General features: G+C 31.1%; 20 protein-coding genes and 1 riboswitch. Of the genes, 9 read left to right on the top strand and 11 right to left on the bottom strand.

What is annotated here, in order from left to right; genetic code table 11:
- Positions 1-37: 37 nt before the first annotated feature.
- Together WA327_RS08970 and WA327_RS08965 are read right to left on the bottom strand one after the other, a co-directional pair.
- Positions 38-1,273 (bottom strand): glycosyltransferase, encoded by a 1,236-nt coding sequence (locus WA327_RS08970; protein ID WP_336068839.1) that lies wholly within the window; start codon positions 1,271-1,273, stop codon positions 38-40.
- Positions 1,274-1,276: 3 nt separating this feature from the next.
- Entirely contained in the window at positions 1,277-1,753 is a 477-nt protein-coding gene (locus WA327_RS08965; RefSeq protein WP_336068837.1) for a heme-binding domain-containing protein, read from the bottom strand.
- A 35-nt stretch (positions 1,754-1,788) separates the two neighbouring features.
- Between WA327_RS08965 and WA327_RS08960 the strand changes: the two genes are divergently transcribed.
- Together WA327_RS08960 and purB are read left to right on the top strand one after the other, a co-directional pair.
- Positions 1,789-2,352: an adenylosuccinate lyase gene (locus WA327_RS08960; RefSeq protein WP_336068835.1), complete on the top strand. Its 564-nt coding sequence runs from the start codon at positions 1,789-1,791 to the stop codon at positions 2,350-2,352.
- Between the two features lie 84 nt (positions 2,353-2,436).
- A complete protein-coding gene (purB, locus tag WA327_RS08955) occupies positions 2,437-3,780 on the top strand; it encodes an adenylosuccinate lyase (RefSeq protein ID WP_336068833.1) in 1,344 nt (447 codons plus the stop codon).
- A 248-nt stretch (positions 3,781-4,028) separates the two neighbouring features.
- Here purB and WA327_RS08950 read toward each other — a convergent pair whose 3' ends face one another.
- The 4 genes from WA327_RS08950 to WA327_RS08935 are packed head-to-tail and all read right to left on the bottom strand — an operon-like array spanning position 4,029 to position 6,127.
- The gene (locus WA327_RS08950; protein ID WP_336068831.1) at positions 4,029-4,571 is read right to left on the bottom strand and encodes a DUF4252 domain-containing protein; all 543 of its coding nucleotides are present in this window, start codon (positions 4,569-4,571) and stop codon (positions 4,029-4,031) included.
- Positions 4,572-4,577: 6 nt separating this feature from the next.
- Positions 4,578-5,144, bottom strand: a complete 567-nt coding sequence (locus tag WA327_RS08945; RefSeq protein WP_336068828.1) for a DUF4252 domain-containing protein — start codon at positions 5,142-5,144, stop codon at positions 4,578-4,580.
- A gap of 31 nt (positions 5,145-5,175) precedes the next feature.
- Positions 5,176-5,631, bottom strand: coding sequence for a hypothetical protein (locus tag WA327_RS08940; RefSeq protein WP_336068827.1), 456 nt, complete (start codon positions 5,629-5,631; stop codon positions 5,176-5,178).
- Positions 5,618-6,127, bottom strand: a complete 510-nt coding sequence (locus WA327_RS08935; protein WP_336068825.1) for a sigma-70 family RNA polymerase sigma factor — start codon at positions 6,125-6,127, stop codon at positions 5,618-5,620. The genes WA327_RS08940 and WA327_RS08935 overlap by 14 nt, the downstream gene beginning before the upstream one ends.
- Before the next feature lie 109 nt (positions 6,128-6,236).
- Between WA327_RS08935 and WA327_RS08930 the strand changes: the two genes are divergently transcribed.
- Positions 6,237-7,685, top strand: a complete 1,449-nt coding sequence (locus WA327_RS08930; RefSeq protein ID WP_336068822.1) for a S41 family peptidase — start codon at positions 6,237-6,239, stop codon at positions 7,683-7,685.
- 61 nt (positions 7,686-7,746) lie between these two features.
- Here WA327_RS08930 and WA327_RS08925 read toward each other — a convergent pair whose 3' ends face one another.
- Together WA327_RS08925 and WA327_RS08920 are read right to left on the bottom strand one after the other, a co-directional pair.
- Positions 7,747-8,793, bottom strand: a complete 1,047-nt coding sequence (locus WA327_RS08925) for a DUF5074 domain-containing protein (protein ID WP_336068819.1) — start codon at positions 8,791-8,793, stop codon at positions 7,747-7,749.
- 10 nt (positions 8,794-8,803) lie between these two features.
- Positions 8,804-10,654, bottom strand: coding sequence for a TonB-dependent receptor domain-containing protein (locus WA327_RS08920; RefSeq protein ID WP_336068817.1), 1,851 nt, complete (start codon positions 10,652-10,654; stop codon positions 8,804-8,806).
- A gap of 39 nt (positions 10,655-10,693) precedes the next feature.
- Positions 10,694-10,885, bottom strand: a riboswitch (cobalamin riboswitch).
- A 181-nt stretch (positions 10,886-11,066) separates the two neighbouring features.
- Between WA327_RS08920 and WA327_RS08915 the strand changes: the two genes are divergently transcribed.
- The 6 genes from WA327_RS08915 to WA327_RS08890 all read left to right on the top strand — a co-directional run bounded on the left by WA327_RS08915 (position 11,067) and on the right by WA327_RS08890 (position 16,325).
- Positions 11,067-12,224: an ABC transporter substrate-binding protein gene (locus tag WA327_RS08915; RefSeq protein WP_336068814.1), complete on the top strand. Its 1,158-nt coding sequence runs from the start codon at positions 11,067-11,069 to the stop codon at positions 12,222-12,224.
- Positions 12,221-13,252 carry an iron ABC transporter permease gene (locus WA327_RS08910; RefSeq protein ID WP_336068811.1) on the top strand — a complete coding sequence of 344 codons (1,032 nt, stop codon included), beginning with the start codon at positions 12,221-12,223 and terminating at the stop codon, positions 13,250-13,252. The genes WA327_RS08915 and WA327_RS08910 overlap by 4 nt, the downstream gene beginning before the upstream one ends.
- Before the next feature lies 1 nt (position 13,253).
- Positions 13,254-14,048, top strand: a complete 795-nt coding sequence (locus tag WA327_RS08905) for an ABC transporter ATP-binding protein (protein ID WP_336068808.1) — start codon at positions 13,254-13,256, stop codon at positions 14,046-14,048.
- A 71-nt stretch (positions 14,049-14,119) separates the two neighbouring features.
- Positions 14,120-15,505 carry a DNA recombination protein RmuC gene (rmuC, locus tag WA327_RS08900; protein WP_336068805.1) on the top strand — a complete coding sequence of 462 codons (1,386 nt, stop codon included), beginning with the start codon at positions 14,120-14,122 and terminating at the stop codon, positions 15,503-15,505.
- Positions 15,506-15,513: 8 nt separating this feature from the next.
- Entirely contained in the window at positions 15,514-15,765 is a 252-nt protein-coding gene (locus WA327_RS08895; RefSeq protein WP_336068802.1) for a hypothetical protein, read from the top strand.
- Positions 15,762-16,325 (top strand): acyl-CoA thioesterase, encoded by a 564-nt coding sequence (locus tag WA327_RS08890; RefSeq protein ID WP_336068799.1) that lies wholly within the window; start codon positions 15,762-15,764, stop codon positions 16,323-16,325. Before WA327_RS08895 ends, WA327_RS08890 begins: the two co-directional genes overlap by 4 nt.
- A gap of 29 nt (positions 16,326-16,354) precedes the next feature.
- On the opposite strand, the gene WA327_RS08885 is transcribed toward WA327_RS08890, so the two are convergent.
- The 3 genes from WA327_RS08885 to rpmH all read right to left on the bottom strand — a co-directional run bounded on the left by WA327_RS08885 (position 16,355) and on the right by rpmH (position 20,196).
- Positions 16,355-16,990, bottom strand: coding sequence for a T9SS type A sorting domain-containing protein (locus WA327_RS08885; RefSeq protein ID WP_336068797.1), 636 nt, complete (start codon positions 16,988-16,990; stop codon positions 16,355-16,357).
- 88 nt (positions 16,991-17,078) lie between these two features.
- Positions 17,079-19,931, bottom strand: a complete 2,853-nt coding sequence (gene carB, locus WA327_RS08880; RefSeq protein ID WP_336068794.1) for a carbamoyl-phosphate synthase large subunit — start codon at positions 19,929-19,931, stop codon at positions 17,079-17,081.
- Between the two features lie 103 nt (positions 19,932-20,034).
- Positions 20,035-20,196 (bottom strand): 50S ribosomal protein L34, encoded by a 162-nt coding sequence (gene rpmH / locus WA327_RS08875; RefSeq protein ID WP_027878648.1) that lies wholly within the window; start codon positions 20,194-20,196, stop codon positions 20,035-20,037.
- Positions 20,197-20,239: the final 43 nt, after the last annotated feature.

The following is a 20,239-nucleotide window of genomic DNA, read 5'->3' as shown; positions in this document are numbered from 1 at the left end:
CGAAAGTAATAAAAAGAGTAATGTAACGTAATGTTTTTTATTTATTCTTCTCTTCTATCCACTTACTCATATACTTATTACTTTGTAGTGTGTGATGTTGAAGCATTTGCCCTATGAAGTTTTTTTGACGACGAAGCGGTAATTCGGCTTCAATATGCTTAATAGTTTCAATAGTATCTTTTAAATAGATGTTTTTATCGTAAAACGTATTAAGAATTCTAAACCCATTTTTTTGTTTACCACGCCAATAGATTTTGTTGGTATATAACTCCACCGCTTGTTTAGCAAAATTTTTAGCATCATCTTCTATAAAAGCATTGGTGTCTTTTAATGTACCATACATACCTTCTGCTCCAATGGTTGTTGTAACGCAAGGTGTCCCTGTTTTCATGGCATCAATAATTTTTCCTTTTAAACCAGCACCAAAACGTAATGGCGCTAAAAGTACTTTGGCTTGTTTTACAACTTCTGAAACATCTTCGGCAAATCCTTTAATTAAAAATCCGTTTTTAGGATCGTTTAATTGCAAATGTTTTTGTGATGCATATGCGCCATATACATGCATTTCGGCTTTAGGTAATTCTTTTCTTATTAATGGCCAAATATCGGTTTTAAGATAATTTACAGCATCTGCGTTGGGCTCGTGTAAAAAATTACCGATTGTTACAAAGTGCTGACGCTGTTTAAAATTAGGAGCTTGCTTTTGATCCTCAATAGATACTGGCTCTAACATAAACGGCAAGTAGTACAATAAGCTTGGACTTATCCCAAATTGAGTAATTAAAATATCTTGTTCTACTTGAGAGATGATTAAACTTAAATCTGATCTTAAAATACTTGCAATTTCGCGTTTAGCAAAGTCATTTTGCAAATAAGAAATATCAAAAAGCGCTTGATCTTTTAAGGCTTGTTGTCTTCCTTTTCTTAAAAAATGCAAATCTTCTGTATCCAAAATTCTTAGCGCATCAGGACATTGTTCTGCAACACGCCAACCAAATTGTTCTTCGGTCATAAAACGATCAAAAAGAACAATATTTGGGTTTAGTTTTTTTATAAAAGTATCAAAACTAGAGTCGTTCAACTTAATGCTTTCAACTTTTATATTAATAGATTCAAGATCATAAGCGTTATCTGTTTTACTACAAGTTGTAGCAAAAGTAATATCATAATCAGCTTGCTGAAACATCTCAATAAGCTGTAACATCCTACTTCCTGCTGCCGAACTTTTAGGTTCTGGCCAAACAAACCCTATGATTAATACTTTTTTACTCATTAATTATTTTTGAGGAATAGATTGTACCGCATAACCCATACGTACTTTTTTTGCCCAAGCTACAACTGCTTCAATCTGTTCTGGACTTAAATCTGCTTCTGTATGCGACCATGTATAGCTTGGTAATGGCATTTCTTTTTCTTCTACTTCTTCTATTAATTCTTCAAATTTATGATCTTTCCTTTTTATTGAATAATCTGCCCATTTGGAAAAGTTAAGATGTTTTTTTCCGTCTTCTACATGCTCTGCCATCCAATAATTTACAGGTGTTATCTTGCTATACCAAGGATAAACAGTGTTACTACTATGACAATCGTAACAAGTGGTTTTTAAAATAGCTTTTACCTCATCATTCGGCTTAGTTTCATCTAAAAAAGCGGTTAAATCTGTTGTATCTCCAATGTTTTTTTCTGGAGAAAAGAATTGTGCAATTACCAATATAATTAGCAATGCCATTAAAATTTTCTTTACTATTTTCATTTTAACTAAATTTAAAGTTTAAAAATACTAAATCTTTGACTACAGAAACGCTTTATAACGAATTAAATTACGTCAACCATTCTAGAGAAAACAGAATGTATTACGCACAAATGGTTATTAATAACAGTAGTTTGATCCCAAAACTTATAGAAATTTTAATGCAAGTTGACGATAAGGTTTCACCAAGAGCGGCTTGGGTTTTAGAATTTGCGTGTAAAGATAATTTAGACATTATTATCCCATATTTAGATGTATTTACCAAAAATATGCATCGGGTTAAAAAAGAACAAGCTGTTAGACCTGTAGCCAAAATTTGTGAATATTTAGCTAAGGCGTACTTTTCTAAAACAGAAAACAAAATAAAAACTTCATTAACACAAACTCATAAAGAACGTATTGTGGAAGTTGCTTTTGAATATATGATTGGCGATTATAAAGTGGCACCAAAAGCCTATTCTATGACAACTTTATATCTTTTTGGAAAAGAATTTGATTGGATTCATCCAGAATTGGCAATTATTTTAGAGCGTGATTTTTATAATGAAAGCGCAGCATTTAAAGCTAGAGCAAGACATATCTTAAAAAAAATTAAAGCTTAATTTTTTAAAAAATTTATAGACTGATTAATTTTTGTCTTCCTCTTAAAAAACTATCTTTATGCCTTTCAAAAAAACAAGCAAAATATGTCTTTAAGCCAATTAAATGCCATCTCTCCTATTGATGGTAGATACAGAAATAAAGTAGAAAAGTTACAAGATTTTTTCTCTGAAGAAGCATTAATCAAATATCGTGTTTTAGTTGAAATTGAATATTTTATTGCGCTTTGTGAAGTGCCTTTACCTCAACTAGAAGATGTTAATACATCTGTATTTGAAGACCTTAGAAAAATTTACAAAGAATTTTCTTCTGAAGACGCGCAAGCTATAAAAGACATAGAAAAAGTAACCAACCACGATGTAAAAGCTGTTGAATACTTTATTAAAGAAAAATTTGATGCACTAGGATTAAGTGATTATAAAGAATTTATTCACTTTGGATTAACCTCTCAAGACATTAACAACACAGCAATACCATTAAGCATTAAGGAAGCAATGAATGATGCTTACGTGCCAGAATACCTTAATGTTTTAAAAGAATTAAAACGTCTTGCTGAAGAGTGGAAAGATGTACCAATGCTTGCCAGAACACACGGTCAACCAGCATCTCCTACACGATTAGGAAAAGAGATTATGGTTTTTGTTGTTAGACTTGAAGAGCAATTTAACTTACTTAACGATATACCAAGCGCTGCAAAATTTGGTGGTGCAACAGGTAATTACAACGCACACAAAGTTGCATATCCAAATATAGATTGGAAAGCTTTTGGGACTAGTTTTGTTCAAGAAAAATTAGGTTTACAACATTCTTTCCCAACAACTCAAATAGAGCATTATGACCACATGGCTGCTTTATTTGACTGCTTAAAACGTATCAACACCATTATAATTGACCTTGACAGAGATATTTGGACGTATGTGTCTATGGACTATTTTAAGCAAAAAATTAAAAAAGGAGAAGTTGGTAGTAGCGCAATGCCACATAAAGTAAATCCTATAGATTTTGAAAACTCTGAAGGAAACTTAGGTATTGCAAATGCTATTTTCGAGCATCTTTCTGCAAAATTACCAATCTCTAGACTGCAAAGAGACTTAACAGATAGTACAGTTTTACGTAATGTTGGTGTACCATTTGGACATACTTTAATTGGCTTTGCTTCAACTTTAAAAGGTTTAGGTAAATTACTTTTAAACGAAGTAAAGTTTGCTAATGACTTAGAAAACAATTGGGCTGTAGTTGCAGAAGCCATTCAAACCATTTTAAGACGCGAAGGTTATCCTAACCCTTACGAAGCTTTAAAAGGTTTAACAAGAACTAATGAAACTATAAACCAAAATTCTATTTCAAATTTTATTGATACATTAGACGTAAATGATTCGATAAAAAATGAATTAAAAGCTATAACTCCTAGTAATTATACAGGAATTTAAAATGTTTAAAGACAAGACTTCTATATTATTTGCAACCATAACCCTTCTAATATTTTTTTTAGGAGGTTTATTAGATGTGTTATATAATCCTATTGTTATTGGTGCTTTACTTATTTCTTTTTGTCTTGTTATTGTTAATTTAATTTTAATTAAAAAAAAACCAGACGATGATGTTTGATAAAGAATAAAAAAATAAAAAAAGGCTTATCTGTTTAGATAAGCCTTTTTAATTAACATTTAAACCTTAATTATTTAAAATAATTAAATAATTGATTTAGTTGGTTGCCATCAACATCTGCGTGTTGAAGTTCGGTAATTAGTTTTACTAATTGTTCTGGTTTCATCTCATCACCTATTACTCTGACAAATGTAAAACCCATTTCTTTTGAGTTTGCAAGTACTAAAAACTCGTCTACTGTGTTTTCATCACCAATAGTACTTATTTTAAAACTTATACCATTGTCTTTAAACTCCATCAACTCCTCATACTTTTCATTTTTGAAGACTTTTTTTGCTTTTTGAAGTTCTTGCTCATAAGCTACAACATCTCCATCATTAACACGATAAGCTAATACATCTAATTTTTCAATTGAATTATAGGCTTCTTGTTGCTCTACTGTTAAATCTGCTTTAGATAAATCTAACATTTTTGCAGACAAGTCTAATGATAAAAACTCTGGTTGTTCTCTATGATCTACAAAGTAAGTTTGTATTGAATTTTCGTCTTTACAGCTTACAAAAAGCAGTGCTATTGTAAGTACTGTAATTATTGATTTTAGCTGGTTTTTCATGGGTTTTTATTTTTTATTTTTTTTCTCTAACTCATCGCCACCAGGTAAATCCATTTTATTAGCAAGTTTTGAAATTTGATTTAAATCAATATCTCCGGTTATACTAATTACAACGGTTTCTACTGTTCGTTTTTTTCCGTTTACTTCAATATTACTATTTTTTGTAACAGCTTCTAATCCGTTAATAAACATTAGTAATTCGCTTACATGATCTTCGTCTTTTCCTTCTTTAATGTAAAACGTCATGTTTACTCCATTATCTTTTACTACCATTAATTCTTCTAAAGAAGCGCTTCTTGATTTTACCCATTTTACGATATCTGAAGAAATATCTTTATCGTCTGTTGCCATAGTTTTAAAACTGGTAATACTATTTACCATATTAATGTATTCTTGCGCTTCTGGATCGTCTGTATTTATATCCATTTTTGCTAACATCTGAAACATTTTTGGCTTTATTGAAACATAAGTTACGTTTTCATTATCACTATATTTTTCAAAAACATTTTGAGCCATTCCTGATAATGGAAGCATTAATAATGCTATTACTGCTATTAATATTGATTTTTTCATTGTATTTGTTTTAGTTGTTTTCATCTTGTTTTTATTTGTAAATTCTTTCTATTGGGTTATTCATTTCTTTTAAATAGTTAACCTGTTTACCTGCTTGGTTTATTGCGGTTAAATACTCAACTTGTTTAGTTCCTTTATTAAGGGTTTGAGATACTAACTGTAAATATGATTTTGCTTTTTCATAATCTTGTTTGTCTTGTTCTGTAATAGTTTCATTTCGATTAAAATAAAACCCAACCATCAACGCAATTACTGCTGCAACACTTAACCACTTATAATTAAATTTCGTTTTAGTTTTTAATGGAAGTTGTTTAGTAAAGGTTTCTTGCTGGCTAAAAGAAAAGTAATTAAACAAGGCTTTATATTGCTCTAAATGAGGCGCTACAGTTTCTTGCGAAAAATAGTCTTTTAACTGTGCTTCTTCTTTAAGCGTTGTTTCTCCGTTTTCGTACTTTTCAATTAATTTTTCTATTTCATTTAACACCATAACTATGCGTTTTAGTTAATTGTTCTCTTATTGTTTTTCTTGCTCTAGATAAGGCTACACGTATTGCTGTAGGTTTCATATCTAGCATTTTTGCTATTTCATCAAAGTCATATTGCTCAATATCTCTAAGTTGTATGACCATTTTTTGTTGCTCTGGTAAATCTTCAATTATTTTTGCTATCCAGCTCATACTGTCATTAAGCTCTACTTGTTTTTGTAAGGCTACTTTATGGTCTTGATAGTTACTATGAACAATCTTTAAATTTTGTGCTTGTTTAGATTTTAATTTATCCAAGCAAAAGTTTTTTGTCATGGTCATAGAAAACGCTTCAACGTTTTTATAATCTTCAATTTTGTTTTTGTTATTCCATAACTTCAATAACACTTCCTGTGTAGCGTCTTCTGCTTCTTCTCTAGATACAAGTAGTCGTTTTGCTAGACGAAATACTTTATCCTTAAAAGGCATTACTGTATTTAAAAACTCAGTTTGTGTCATTTTGGTTTTGGTGGTTTCTATTACGACGAGTAACTATTAATTTTGTTACAAAGTTTTTTTATTTCATCGTAAATTAAGTACTTTTAAAATGAAAAATTAAAAAAGAACTATGAAATTGAATTACAAACTTTCCGTTATCGGACTGCTTTTTCTTGCCCTAACTAGCTGCTTTAGTGATATTGATGATGACCCGATTGCTGATACCGACATAAAAGATTTTGTTTGGAAAGGTCTTAACCTATGGTACTATTGGCAAGGTACTGATAGTGCTCCAGATTTAGCTGATAACAGCTTTTCTAACGACACCGATTACACTAATTTTTTAAATAGTTTTGATTCGCCTAACCAATTATTCTATTCACTTTTAAGTAATGAAGATAGATTTAGTTGGATTGTTGATGATTATTTTGAGTTAAACAGCTCTTTAAGTGGTATTACCAAAAACAATGGTATGGCATTTGGATTAGAACGTATTAATGGCGGACCAAACATATATGGTTATGTTCAATACGTACTTCCAAATACGAGTGCAGAAAACCAAGGTGTTCAACGTGGTGATATTTTTTTAACCGTTAACGGAACACAATTAACAGAAGACAATTATTTAAGCCTTCTAAATAATGAGGTTTATACAATAGGTCTTGCTCAATTAGACGGTAGTAATAATTTAAACTTAACAGGAGAAGAAATTACTTTAACAAAACAAGTCTATGAAGAAAACCCTATATATATAGCCAACACCTTTGAAGTTGATGGTATAAAAGTAGGATACTTGATGTACAATCGCTTTTTAAATGATTATGACCCTGCATTAAACCAAGTCTTTGCTAATTTTGTAGCTGAAGGTATAGATGAACTAGTTCTTGACTTAAGATACAATCCTGGTGGCAGTGTGACTTCTGCTATTAATTTAGGAAGTATGATTACAGGAAACACCACTAACGATGTATACTTAAAACAAAGATGGAATAACAAAATACAATCTGCTTTGACAGAAGAAGACGTTACTAGATATTTCACACAAGCTTTATCAGATGGAACTTCAATAAATAGCTTAAATTTAAATAAGGTTTACATTTTAGCTCAAGGAAGTTCTGCGTCTGCAAGCGAGTTAGTAATAAATGCATTAGATCCTTACATAAATGTAGTACACATAGGCGGTACAACAAGAGGAAAAAATGAATTTTCAATAACACTATACGATAATCCTGATTGTGCTTTTTTACCACCAAACTCTAATTGTGACGGTAATATAAATCCAAATCACACATGGGCAATGCAACCTTTAGTTGGAAGAAATGAAAATGCAGATGGCTTTTTTGATTATACAAGCGGTTTAGAACCAGATATTTCTTTTGGAGAAAGCCTATCTAATTTAGGCGTTTTGGGTCAACAAGACGAACCTCTTTTAGCTAGAGCGATACAACACTTAACAGGTAACGGAAGAACCGGAGAAACCATTATAGAAAATAAAATTGAACTATTTGACTATTCTAACAAACATACGCCAACTGGTACAAATATGTATTTAGAACCAGATGACGTGCCAATGTTTTAACCAAAACAAAAAGCCTCAAAATAAATTATTTTGAGGCTTTAATTTTTATAAAAATTATAATTTAGTTGAAGTAAATTTTAGAAGCTCCAATACCAACGCCAAAGCTTTCAGATAAAGTTCCGCTAGGAAGATCATAAACTTTTAAAGTACTTTGTGCAGAAAAACTAGCATCTGTTAAAAATAAATTATCCTCTTTTACTGATAATCCATAAGCATATCCTGCATCTACACTAAATAAAGATGAGCTTGGTAAATTTGTAGCTGTATCAGCCAATGCATAAACTTCATTATTTAATATATAATAAGCCATTCCGTTAAAATATGACATTAAACTTGGGTGATTACCTGTAGCAAATTCGATTGTAGATATTACTGAATTATCATTAGTATTTATTCTTGTAATTGATGCTAAAGTTTCTCCAGAAACTTGCCAAGATTGTCCACCTTCACTTAAAACTAATAAGTTTCCTTGAGAATCTAAAACCATTTCATCTGGAACATCATTTACAGAAATAGTTGCAGCGGTTGAATTTGATGTTGATATTACAGAAATTTCATTATTAACACCATATCCACCTTTATGAGAAACAAATACTTTACCGTTATTAGCCAATACTTGTTCTGGTCCTTCACTCACTGGTATAGTAGATGTTACTGTATAAGAGTTTAAATCTATTACAGCAACATAATCATCTGTACTTGTATTTGGATCTGCCCAATCTGATACGTAAGCAGTAGAACCATTAAAACCTATATATCTTGGTAAAGTTAATCCTGTTGTTATTGTTGTTACTAGCTCAAAAGTATAGCGATTTACAACTGTAATAGTTCCTGAATCTTGGATAATATAGGCGTTATCACCATTAAAACCGATAGATTGTAGATAAACGCCAAGTGTTTCTCCGTTAACGTTAAAATAGATATCATTTTCTGAAGTAGAAAAATCGTTAGAAATGTAAGCTACTGAAGATGGTCCACCTTCTGCACTAACAATAATTCCGTTTTCGTAATCTCCTAACGGTTCTTGAAGTGTTATTGTTCCATCATCATCATTAGAACAAGAAAATAAAAGGGATAATGCTAATACTGAATAGAGTAATTTTTTCATGAATTTGTAATTAAAATTTATAGTGTAATTGAATGTTATAATTTCGGTTTGGCATTGGTCTAAAAATTACATTTTGATAAGATGTATCGAATAAATTATTAATATCTAGACCTAATCTAAGATTATGCGTATTACTTTTAATTATTTGATAAGAAATACCTGTATTTCCTAAATCATATTTAGGTAGACTGTATAATGGACTTACAATATTATCTTCGGTAGTAAAAACCATATCATTAAACATGTGCTGATAGTAAAATGAAAATCTTTTGACATTATAAGCTATACTTACATTAGCTTTATGCTTGGGCACATAGATTAACTGTTTATTAGTCTGTAAATCTTCAGAAATTGTGTAAGAATAATTGCCGTTTAAAGCTATGTTATGATTTCCAAATGTTTTATTCAATTCTAAACCTACTTCTGCACCATAACTATGTGTTTGATCTATATTTATTGGTGACCAAAAACCGGAGTTACTAGGTTTCCATTGTATTAAATTTTCATTTTTAATATAATACGTGTTAAGGTCTAATGTTACCCATTTGTATTGTAATTGATGACCTAAATCTATTTGATAAGACGTTTCTGGTTTAAGATTTAGATTGCCACCAGGTTGCCAAAACAAGTCGTTAAATGTTGGTACTCTAAAATTCTTAGAGGCATTTAACATTATTTTGTAAAAGTTATTAAACTGATAACTTCCGTCTAAAGAAAATAATAACGGGCTATCAAAATCTGAAGTAACATCTTGTCTAATATTAAAAGCTATAGTAGATTTTGTATCAGGCTTATAAGTAGCTATTGCTGTTGCAGAAAATGCACTACGATTTGGTGACCCAAAACTACTACCATCTGCTTCAAAATAATTAAAATCTAAAATACTTTTTAGTGCTATTTTTTTAGTCAAAGCATAATCAAAAACATGCTTAATTAAATAAGTATTTACTTTACCATAACTATAACTATCTAAGTCTTTATTTTGATAAAACTTAAACAACTCCTGTAAATGAGCAATCTTTAATTTTGAGGTGTATTGATCACCTATATTTGCCCATTCTAATAGTGTTCTAAAGTTTTCATCTAAATATTTATTTCTAGAAATAGTGTTTAAAGTACCTGACAATTCTCGCTCTCCTAAAAACGATTGATGATATAGTTTTAAGACATTATTTTCTGAAATAAAATAACCTAAATTCACATTAAAATTTAAGTTATTAAAAGCGCCGTTTTCATTAACTTCATCTGTACCTAAATACTTGTAATCGTTATCTGAAGTTACATACTGAAAACCAAAATTTACAGCAAATTTTGAACTTCCATAATTAGTATTAAAACTTGCTTTTTGAGTATTAAAACTAGCATAGTTTAACCTTATTTGATTATCAAAATGCGAACTAAAATTTAATTTATTATTTAAATGAATACTACCGCCTATCGCTCCACTTCCGTACTGTACACTTCCGCCTCCATTTTTAATAATAATATTATCAAAATTATTAACATTTATTAAATTAAAATCGGTTTGACCATTAAGTTGAGAGTTGATTGAAATCCCGTTCCAGATTACAGCAGTTTGAGAAGCATTTGTTCCTCTAAACGATGGTGAAGACACCATACCATAACCGTTTTCTTTAAAGTAAATATGACTATTAAAACGCAATAAATCTGTAAAAGATTTAGAGTCATTTTGCAACACAGAATCTTTTAATGTTATTGTTTTAAATCCATAATTATTCTGCTGTAATTTAACATCGCTTAAAACAACTGTTTCTAACGTTTGTACAGAATCCACTTTGGTTTGTCCCTTCAAAACAACAACACCAAAGCACAAAAAAATAAGACTATAAAATAATTTCATAAACCTTAAAAACCTTTTTCCCGAAGGTTATTAATTTTAATATTAGTTATAGAATTTGGCAGGTCTCCTGACTTGCGTCTTGCTATTGGTCTTCCCATCTAAAAAAGACAGTGACATGAAGTGTAATAACAAGCTTTATAGCTTACAGTTGCGGGAACAGTTCTGGATTTTAACCAGATTCCCTTTTAATCTGTCATAAAAAATGACAGAACCAAAATCAATCACAAAAGTAATTTAAATCTTAAAGGTGACCTACTTTTTCTTGTTCATTTTATAAATCAAATAAGCAAAGCCTAATAAAAAGTGAAGAATAATAACACCTGCTACTATATATATTGTTAAATTTGAACCGTCTCGCATGGCAAATAATTTTGATAAATTTACATGCTTTTTTAGTCAACAACAGTTACAAATGTTACAAAAACACCTACTACTTTATATCTCTGTTTTTTTATTGCTTTTTACAAATTGCAAAGAAGATAAAGGCATAAAAAAACCTTTACCTGCTACTATTAAAACTAGTTTAAACATTGATTACGCAAAAGGTTTCAGTATAAAAAACAACGGGAATTTTAAAGTTTTAACCATTACAAACCCTTGGCCAAAAGCAGATAAAAATTACCGTTACGCTTTAATTACTAAAGAAAACGCTGCAAAAACAACGTTAAATAAAGATGAATATGATGGCATTATCACCATTCCGATTCAGAACATTGTAGTGACATCTACAACTCATATTCCTGCTTTAGAATTGTTAAATGAAGTTGAAACCTTAGTTGGTTTTCCTGGTACAGACTATGTGTCTTCAATTAAAACAAGACAACGTATTGACGAAGGTTTGGTACGAGAACTTGGTAAAAATGAAGGTCTAAATACCGAAGTCCTTTTAAGCATAAATCCTGATGTTGTCGTTGGTTTTGGTGTAGACGGAAAAAGCAAATCTTTAAACACCATAAAAAAAGCAAACATACCTGTAATTTATAACGGAGATTGGGTAGAAAAATCGCCACTTGCCAAAGCAGAATGGATTAAGTTTTTTGGAGCATTGTATGATAAAGAACAACAAGCAGATTCTATTTTTAAATCTATTGAAACAAGTTATAAAGACGCAAAACAATTAGCAAAAACAGTTACCAATCAACCAACTGTAATTAGTGGCGCATTACACAAAGATGTATGGTATTTACCAAGCGGAACTAGTACCGAAGCACAGCTTTTAAAAGATGCTAACCTTAATTATTTATATGCAGACACTGAAGCTGCTGGTAGTTTAGCTTTAAATTTTGAAAGTGTCTTTGCAAAAGCAAAACAAGCTAATTTATGGTTAAGTCCGTCGTATTATTCTTCTATGGATGCACTAAAAGAAGCTAATCCTCATTATACACAATTTGACGCTTTTAAAAACAATCAAGTATACTCTTTTACTAATGCAACTGGCGCAACTGGTGGCGTTTTGTATTACGAAACAGGTTTTGCGAGACCTGATTTAGTTTTAAAAGACATAATTAAAATTGGACATCCAGAACTTTTAAAAGATTACAAACCTTATTTTTTTAAAGTTTTAAAGTGAATCAAAACCAGTCATATAAATGGACGTTTTTAGCACTTAGTTTAGGGCTTATTGCTTTGTTTATTTTAAACATTAGTTTAGGATCTGTACAGATTTCATTTTCTACAATTATTGATAGTTTTTTAGTTAAATCATCAGATTTTTCTAACCAAGAATACATCATTCAAAATTACCGTTTACCTAAGGCGATTACAGCCATTTTAGTAGGTTCTGGTTTAGGTATTTCTGGTTTGTTAATGCAAACCTTATTTAAAAATCCTTTAGCTGGTCCATTTGTTTTAGGGATTACTTCTGGTGCAAGTCTTGGTGTTGCTTTAGTTATTTTAGGCAGCTCGGTCTTTGGTGGATTTTTAGCTACGTTTTTAATTAGCAAATGGAGTTTAGTAATCGCTGCAAGTTTAGGTAGTTTTTTAGTATTATTACTTGTTCTTATCGTTTCAAGTAAAGTTAGAGATACGATGGCAATTTTAATTATAGGGTTAATGTTTGGTAGCATTACTGCTGCAATAGTTAGCGTGTTATCTTATTTTAGTTCTGCAGAGCAATTACAACAATACATTTTTTGGGGATTTGGTAGTTTAGGCGATTTAGACTGGCAAGAGTTAATCATATTTATTATTATTTACAGCTTTGGATTGCTATTTAGTATCCTTTCTATTAAAGGATTAAACTCTTTATTGTTAGGTGATAATTATGCTAAAAGTTTAGGTTTAGATTTAAAGAAAAGCAGATTTATCATCATCATTGCAACTAGTTTATTAGCAGGAACAATTACCGTTTTTGCTGGACCAATTGCTTTTATTGGTTTAGCAATTCCGCATTTAACACGACAATTATTTAAGACTTCAAACCATAAAATATTATTACCAGCTGTGTTTTTAATTGGAGCCATTATTATGCTTATTTGCGATAGTATTGCACAACTACCAAACAGCGATTATTCGTTACCAATTAATGCAATAACCTCTTTATTTGGTGCACCAATAGTGATTTGGTTACTAGTTAGACAACGTAAAATGATATTTTAATATGAATAACCAAAACCAAAATATCATCCTAAAAACCAATAATTTAGATATAGGTTATATTTCTAAAAAGAAAGAAAACCGTATAGCCAAAGACATTAATATTAATCTAAATAAAGGTGAATTAATAGCGCTTGTCGGCGGAAATGGAATAGGAAAATCTACATTATTAAGAACACTAACCAAAGTACAACCTGCTTTAAATGGAAATATTTTTATTAAAGAAAAACAGCTAAATCTTTACAATAATTTAGAATTAGCAAAAGAGATGAGTTTGGTTTTGACAGAGCCTATTTCATCTAAAAACCTAAGCGTTTTTGAGCTTGTTGCTCTGGGAAGACAACCATACACAAACTGGATTGGCAACTTAGCATCAACAGATTTAAAGGCTGTAAAAAAAGCAATTCAACTTACAAATATTGAAGATTTACAGCACAAAAAATGTTTTGAATTAAGCGATGGACAACTTCAAAAAGTAATGATTACACGTGCCTTAGCGCAAGACACACCAATGATTATTTTAGACGAACCAACAACGCATTTAGACATGTATCATAAAGCCTATCTTTTAAAATTGTTAAAGCAATTAACGATAGATACTGGCAAAACCATACTGTTTTCTTCTCATGAAATTGATTTAGCCATTCAACTTTGCGACAGTATGATTGTGATGACAAAAGACCAAGTGGTTTCTGATCAACCATGTAACCTTATTTCAAATGGTATTTTTGAAAGTTTATTCCCAAAAGATTTGATTGTTTTTGATGATAAAACAGGAAGTTTTAGAGTTAAAAAATAGTTGAGAAAACTTTCAACTTGTAGATTTCAACTTGTAACTTTATTTTATCTTTGAAAAAATCAATGTTTTAAATGAGCGATAACATCATTCTTATTATAGCAATACTAATTTCGGCAGCTATTGGCGGTTATTTAGGTATGCTTTTTACTAAACTAAAAAGTAAAAGTGAAAAAAGCACACTAGAAGAACGCAATACCAATTTGCAACAACAATTTAACGAGTTTAAAGCCTTTCACGATAGTGAAAACCAAAGACAAAATGAGACATTTAATCTTCAATTAAATGAATTACGTCAACAAATTTCAAAAACCGAAAACGAGCGTGAAGACATTAGACGCGAAAAAGAATTTTTAAACGCAGAATTAACCAGACGTAATACAGAATATGACAATCTTCAACAACTAAACTTAAAACGTGATGAAGAGTTAGCGCAGCAACAAGAGCAATTACGTAAAGATTTTGAGTTATTGGCAAACAAAATTCTTGAAGAAAAGTCAAATAAATTCACTGAGCAGAATAAAGAAAATATCAAGAATATTTTAAATCCGTTACAAGAAAAAATACAGACGTTTGAGAAAAAAGTAGAAGACACTCAAAAAGAAAGTATTAGTATGCATAGTGCTTTAAAAGAGCAATTATTAGGTTTAAAAGACCTAAATCAACAAATGACTAAAGAAGCCACAAACCTAACTAGAGCTTTAAAAGGTGATAGTAAAATGCAAGGAAATTGGGGCGAATTAGTTTTAGAACGCGTTCTTGAAAAATCTGGTTTAGAAAAAGACCGCGAGTATTTTGTACAGCAAAGTTTTGCGCGTCCTGACGGTACACGTGTATTACCCGATGTGGTTTTACACTTACCAGACAACAAAAAAATGATTATAGATAGTAAAGTGTCTTTAACCGATTATGAGCGTTATGTTAATGCAGAAGAAGACGAACGTGCTATTTACCTTAAAGCACATTTAAATTCGATTAAAAAGCATATCGAGCAACTTTCTGAAAAGAATTATCAAGATTTATACGATATAGAATCGCCAGATTTTGTGTTACTTTTTATTCCGATAGAGCCAGCATTTGCTATTGCTTTAAATGAAGACAACACGCTTTACAACAAAGCTTTCGAGAAAAACATCGTTATCGTAACACCATCTACACTACTTGCTACTTTAAGAACGGTAGACAGCATGTGGAATAACGAAAAACAACAACAAAACGCCATAGAAATTGCACGTCAAGCTGGTGCTTTATATGATAAATTTGAAGGTTTAGTAAAAGATTTAACTGGAGTTGGCAAAAAATTAGATGATGCTAAAAAAGACTACTCGTCTGCTATGAATAAGTTAGTAGAAGGACGAGGAAACTTAATTACCAGCGTAGAAAAAATTAAAAAATTAGGTGCTAAAGCAAAAAAATCGTTACCAGAAAATATTGTAAAACGCGCTAATAACGATGATTAACTAACTTAATGACAGAACGCACCCAAAATATAATTTACAAATGGACATTAAGAGCTAAATATCTTTTTTTATTTATAGCTGGAGCTGGTTTGTTATCAATAGGTTTACAAACCTTTTTTCAACCTAATTTAGTTTCTAAAAACCCTGATTTAGAATCAATTTTAATGATTGGATCCTTAATATTTGGTTTAATTTTTATTGTATTTGGGTTTTACATTAAAAATGATACTGAAAATATCATAATACAAAATAAACTATGAGCAATAAATCCTTTAAAAAAGCAGATGCATCACGTGTAAGTATTTCGCAATTAATGCAACCTTCACACTCTAATTTTGGAGGAAAAATACATGGTGGTTACATTTTAAATTTAATGGATCAAATTGCGTTTGCTTGTGCTTCAAAACACTCAGAAACCTACTGTGTCACTGCAAGTGTAGATACTGTTGACTTTTTAAATCCAATTGAAATTGGCGAACTTGTTACCATGAAAGCATCCGTAAATTTTGTAGGTAACACCTCTATGGTTGTTGGTATAAGGGTTGAAGCAGAAAACATACAAACTGGTGCTGTAAAACATTGCAACTCGTCTTACTTTACCATGGTTGCAAAAGATGAAAGTGGCGACTCTAAAAAAGTACCTGGTTTAATTTTAAATGATATGAATGAAGTCAAACGTTTTTTAAAAGCCATTAAACGTATGGAAACTAAAAAACAACGTCAAAGTGAATTTGACAGCGAAGACTTTTCTCATATAGATTACTTACCACTATTAGAAAAATATAAAGTCAGAATTGAATTACCAGATCAATCTAATTAAAAAAAGCCTCATTAATTGAGGCTTTTTTTTTAAATCTTTACAAACTTTTTGGTGATTGATTTTCCTTCCTTTTCAGAAGTTATTTTGATTAAATAAACACCATCATCCCAATCTAAAACAGGTATTTTATTATTTTGACCTGAAGTGTTTTTGCTAAAAATCTTCTTTCCTAAAACATTAAATACATCAATAGTATATTCACCTTCTAAAAGAGATGGAAGATTTATATTTAATTGATTTGATGCTGGATTTGGATAAATACTGATTTTTTTTGATGCTTCTTCAAAAGTAGAAACACTTAAAGAACCTTCTGGTACAACAGTAATAACGCCGTACATATTACCACTATGTGGCGTACATACGTAAGGATTTGTCCCAACCGAAGTAAAAGTTCTTTGGTAAGTTACTCCTGCTCCAGAAGAGATAAAACCACTATCCCAAGTTTCGGTACTTCCAGAAGAACTTGTTACAGTATGGGTTCCTGTTGCGTAATAATTCCAAATTACGGTATCTCCAACTTCAATTGTTCGATCTGCGTTGGTAGGATCTGTTGTTGGCGTAACATCAGAATTTGATCCAAAAGACCAATCTATAGTTACCGTTTGCGTTTGAGCAGCAATACTAAAAGTTGCTAAACAAGTTAAAATTAAGAGTAGTTTTTTCATCATAGTTTGTTTTTTTATTATTAAATATACAAAAACAAACTTAAAAACAACTGATTACCAATTAATTAAAACTTGTTTAGCAGTTTTATTACTTACTTAAATACATTTTACGTCTAGCGTATAAATCGTAAAACTCATCGTCTTTAAGACTATCAATAAATAAGATACTTTCTCCTGTACTCTTCATTTCTGGACCTAATTGCTTATTTACATTAGGGAATTTATTAAACGAGAATACTGGTTGTTTTATAGCGTATCCATCAAGTTGCGGATTAAAGTCAAAGTCTGTTACTTTTTTCTCACCCAACATTACTTTAGTCGCATAGTTTACGTAAGGTTCTCCGTAAGCTTTTGCAATAAATGGTACCGTACGAGATGCACGTGGATTAGCTTCAATAATGTAAACTACATCATCTTTTACTGCGAACTGAATATTGATTAATCCTACTGTATTTAATGCTAATGCGATCTTTTTTGTATGATCTTTTATCTGTTGCATTACTAAGTCACCTAAATTGAAAGGTGGCAAGGTTGCATTACTATCACCAGAGTGAATTCCACATGGTTCTATATGTTCCATTATACCAATAATGTACACATTTTCTCCATCACAAATAGCATCTGCTTCTGCTTCTATTGCACCATCTAAATAGTGGTCTAATAATAATTTGTTATTAGGAATACTACGTAACAAATCTACAACGTGTTCTTCTAATTCTTTTTTATTGATCACAATTTTCATTCCTTGTCCTCCTAATACATAAGATGGACGCACTAAGATTGGAAAATCTAATTGATCTGCGACTTTAAGCGCTTCTTCTGCTGTTTCGGCAATATCAAACTTAGGATAAGGTATATTGTTTTCTTTTAATAATTTAGAAAAACTTCCTCTGTCTTCTGCTAAATCTAATGCTTCATAGCTTGTCCCTAAAATCTTAATACCATACTTAGATAGTTTTTCTGCAAGTTTTAATGCTGTTTGACCACCTAATTGAACGATAACGCCTTCTGGCTTTTCATGACGAATAATATCGTAGATATGCTCCCAAAATACTGGCTCGAAGTAAAGCTTGTCTGCAGTATCAAAATCGGTAGATACTGTTTCTGGATTACAGTTAATCATGATGGTTTCGTAACCACATTCTGCAGCAGCTAACACACCATGAACGCAACAATAATCAAACTCTATTCCTTGACCAATTCTGTTAGGTCCAGATCCTAAAACAATAATTTTTTTCTTGTCCGAAACTACACTTTCATTATCTGGTAAACGTGTCCCATCTACGGTTTCTACATCATTTTCAAATGTAGAATAGTAATAAGGTGTTTTTGCCTCAAACTCGGCAGCACAAGTATCTACTAACTTGTACACACGATTTACACCTAATTCATCACGTTTATTATACACTTGACTTTCTAAACAATTAAGCATGTGTGCTATTTGTCTATCACCATATCCTTTTTGTTTAGCTTCTAATAATAGGTCTTTTTCTATCGTGTCTATTGTATATGTGGAAATTTCTTTTTCTAATTGATACAACTCTTCATATTGACGTAAAAACCACATATCAATTTTTGTGATTTCGTGAATACGACTTAGAGGAATACCCATTTGGATAGCGTCATAAATTACAAATACTCTATCCCAACTTGCGTTAGTTAGTTTATCTATAATCTGGTCATAGTTTTTATATCCTTTACCATCTGCTCCTAAACCATTTCTTTTAATTTCTAGAGATTGGGTAGCTTTATGTAAGGCTTCTTGAAAAGATCTACCAATCCCCATTACTTCTCCTACCGCTTTCATTTGAAGACCTAAAGTACGATCTGATCCTTCAAATTTATCAAAGTTCCAACGTGGTATTTTTACGATTACATAATCTAATGTTGGCTCGAATAAAGCAGAAGTAGATTTTGTAATTTGGTTTTGAAGTTCGTCTAAATGATATCCTATAGCTAATTTAGCAGCTATTTTTGCAATTGGATATCCTGTTGCTTTACTTGCTAATGCAGACGAACGAGATACACGTGGATTAATTTCAATTGCGATAATTTCTTCACGTTCATCCGGACTTACAGCAAATTGTACGTTACAACCACCTGCAAAATCACCAATACTACGCATCATTTTTATTGCCATATCACGCATTTTCTGAAATGTTTTATCAGAAAGTGTCATAGCTGGCGCGACAGTAATTGAGTCTCCGGTATGGATTCCCATTGGATCCATATTTTCAATCGTACAGATAATTACAACATTATCATTTTTATCTCTTAAAAGCTCAAGCTCATATTCTTTCCAACCCATCATAGCCTTATCAATCATCACCTCATGTATTGGAGATACTTCTAAACCACGGGTAAGAGCGTCGTCAAATTCTTTTTCGTCATAAACAATCGCTGCTCCTGCTCCTCCTAAGGTAAATGATGCTCTAATACATAACGGAAAACCAAATTCTTGAGCTATTTCTTTACCTTTTAAAAATGAAGTTGCTGTTGCTTGAGGTGCCATACCAACACCTATTTTTAACATTAACTCTCTAAACTTTTCTCTGTCTTCTGTAATGTTAATGGCATCAATATTAACACCGATAATTTCTACTCCAAAGTCTTCCCAAATACCTTTTTCGTCTGCTTCAATACAAAGGTTAAGCGCTGTTTGTCCTCCCATTGTTGGTAAAACAGCATCTATTTGAGGATGCTCTTTTAATATTTTAACAATAGACTTTGTATTAAGAGGAAGCAAGTACACATGATCTGCCATTTTTGGATCAGTCATGATAGTTGCTGGGTTAGAGTTAATTAAAATAGTTTCGATTCCTTCCTCTCTTAAAGATCTTAATGCTTGTGAGCCTGAGTAATCAAATTCACATGCTTGACCAATAATAATTGGACCAGAACCAATAATAAGGATAGATTTTAATTTAGAATTTTTAGGCATTTTATTATGTGTTGTTTTTGGTTTTCAAAAATAGTGATAATTAGATACAAAAAAAGGCGTTACACCTAAGCAACGCCTTTAAAATATTAACAATTGTTAATCATTATTTTTTATGTCTAGTTTCAGATGAAACAGATAATTTCTTTCTTCCTTTAGCACGACGACGCGCTAATACTTTTCTACCATTAGCAGAAGCCATTCTTTCTCTAAAACCATGCTTGTTTCTTCTTTTTCTTTTCGATGGTTGAAACGTTCTTTTACTCATTGTATATTATCTTTAAATCTGAAAATGTAATTTTTAATATAAT

Origin of the sequence: Mesoflavibacter sp. CH_XMU1404-2, assembly GCF_037029465.1 — a bacterium.
Taxonomy (GTDB): domain Bacteria; phylum Bacteroidota; class Bacteroidia; order Flavobacteriales; family Flavobacteriaceae; genus Mesoflavibacter.
Note: the sequence above shows the minus strand (reverse complement) of the source record. Positions and strands in the feature narration are given on the sequence as shown.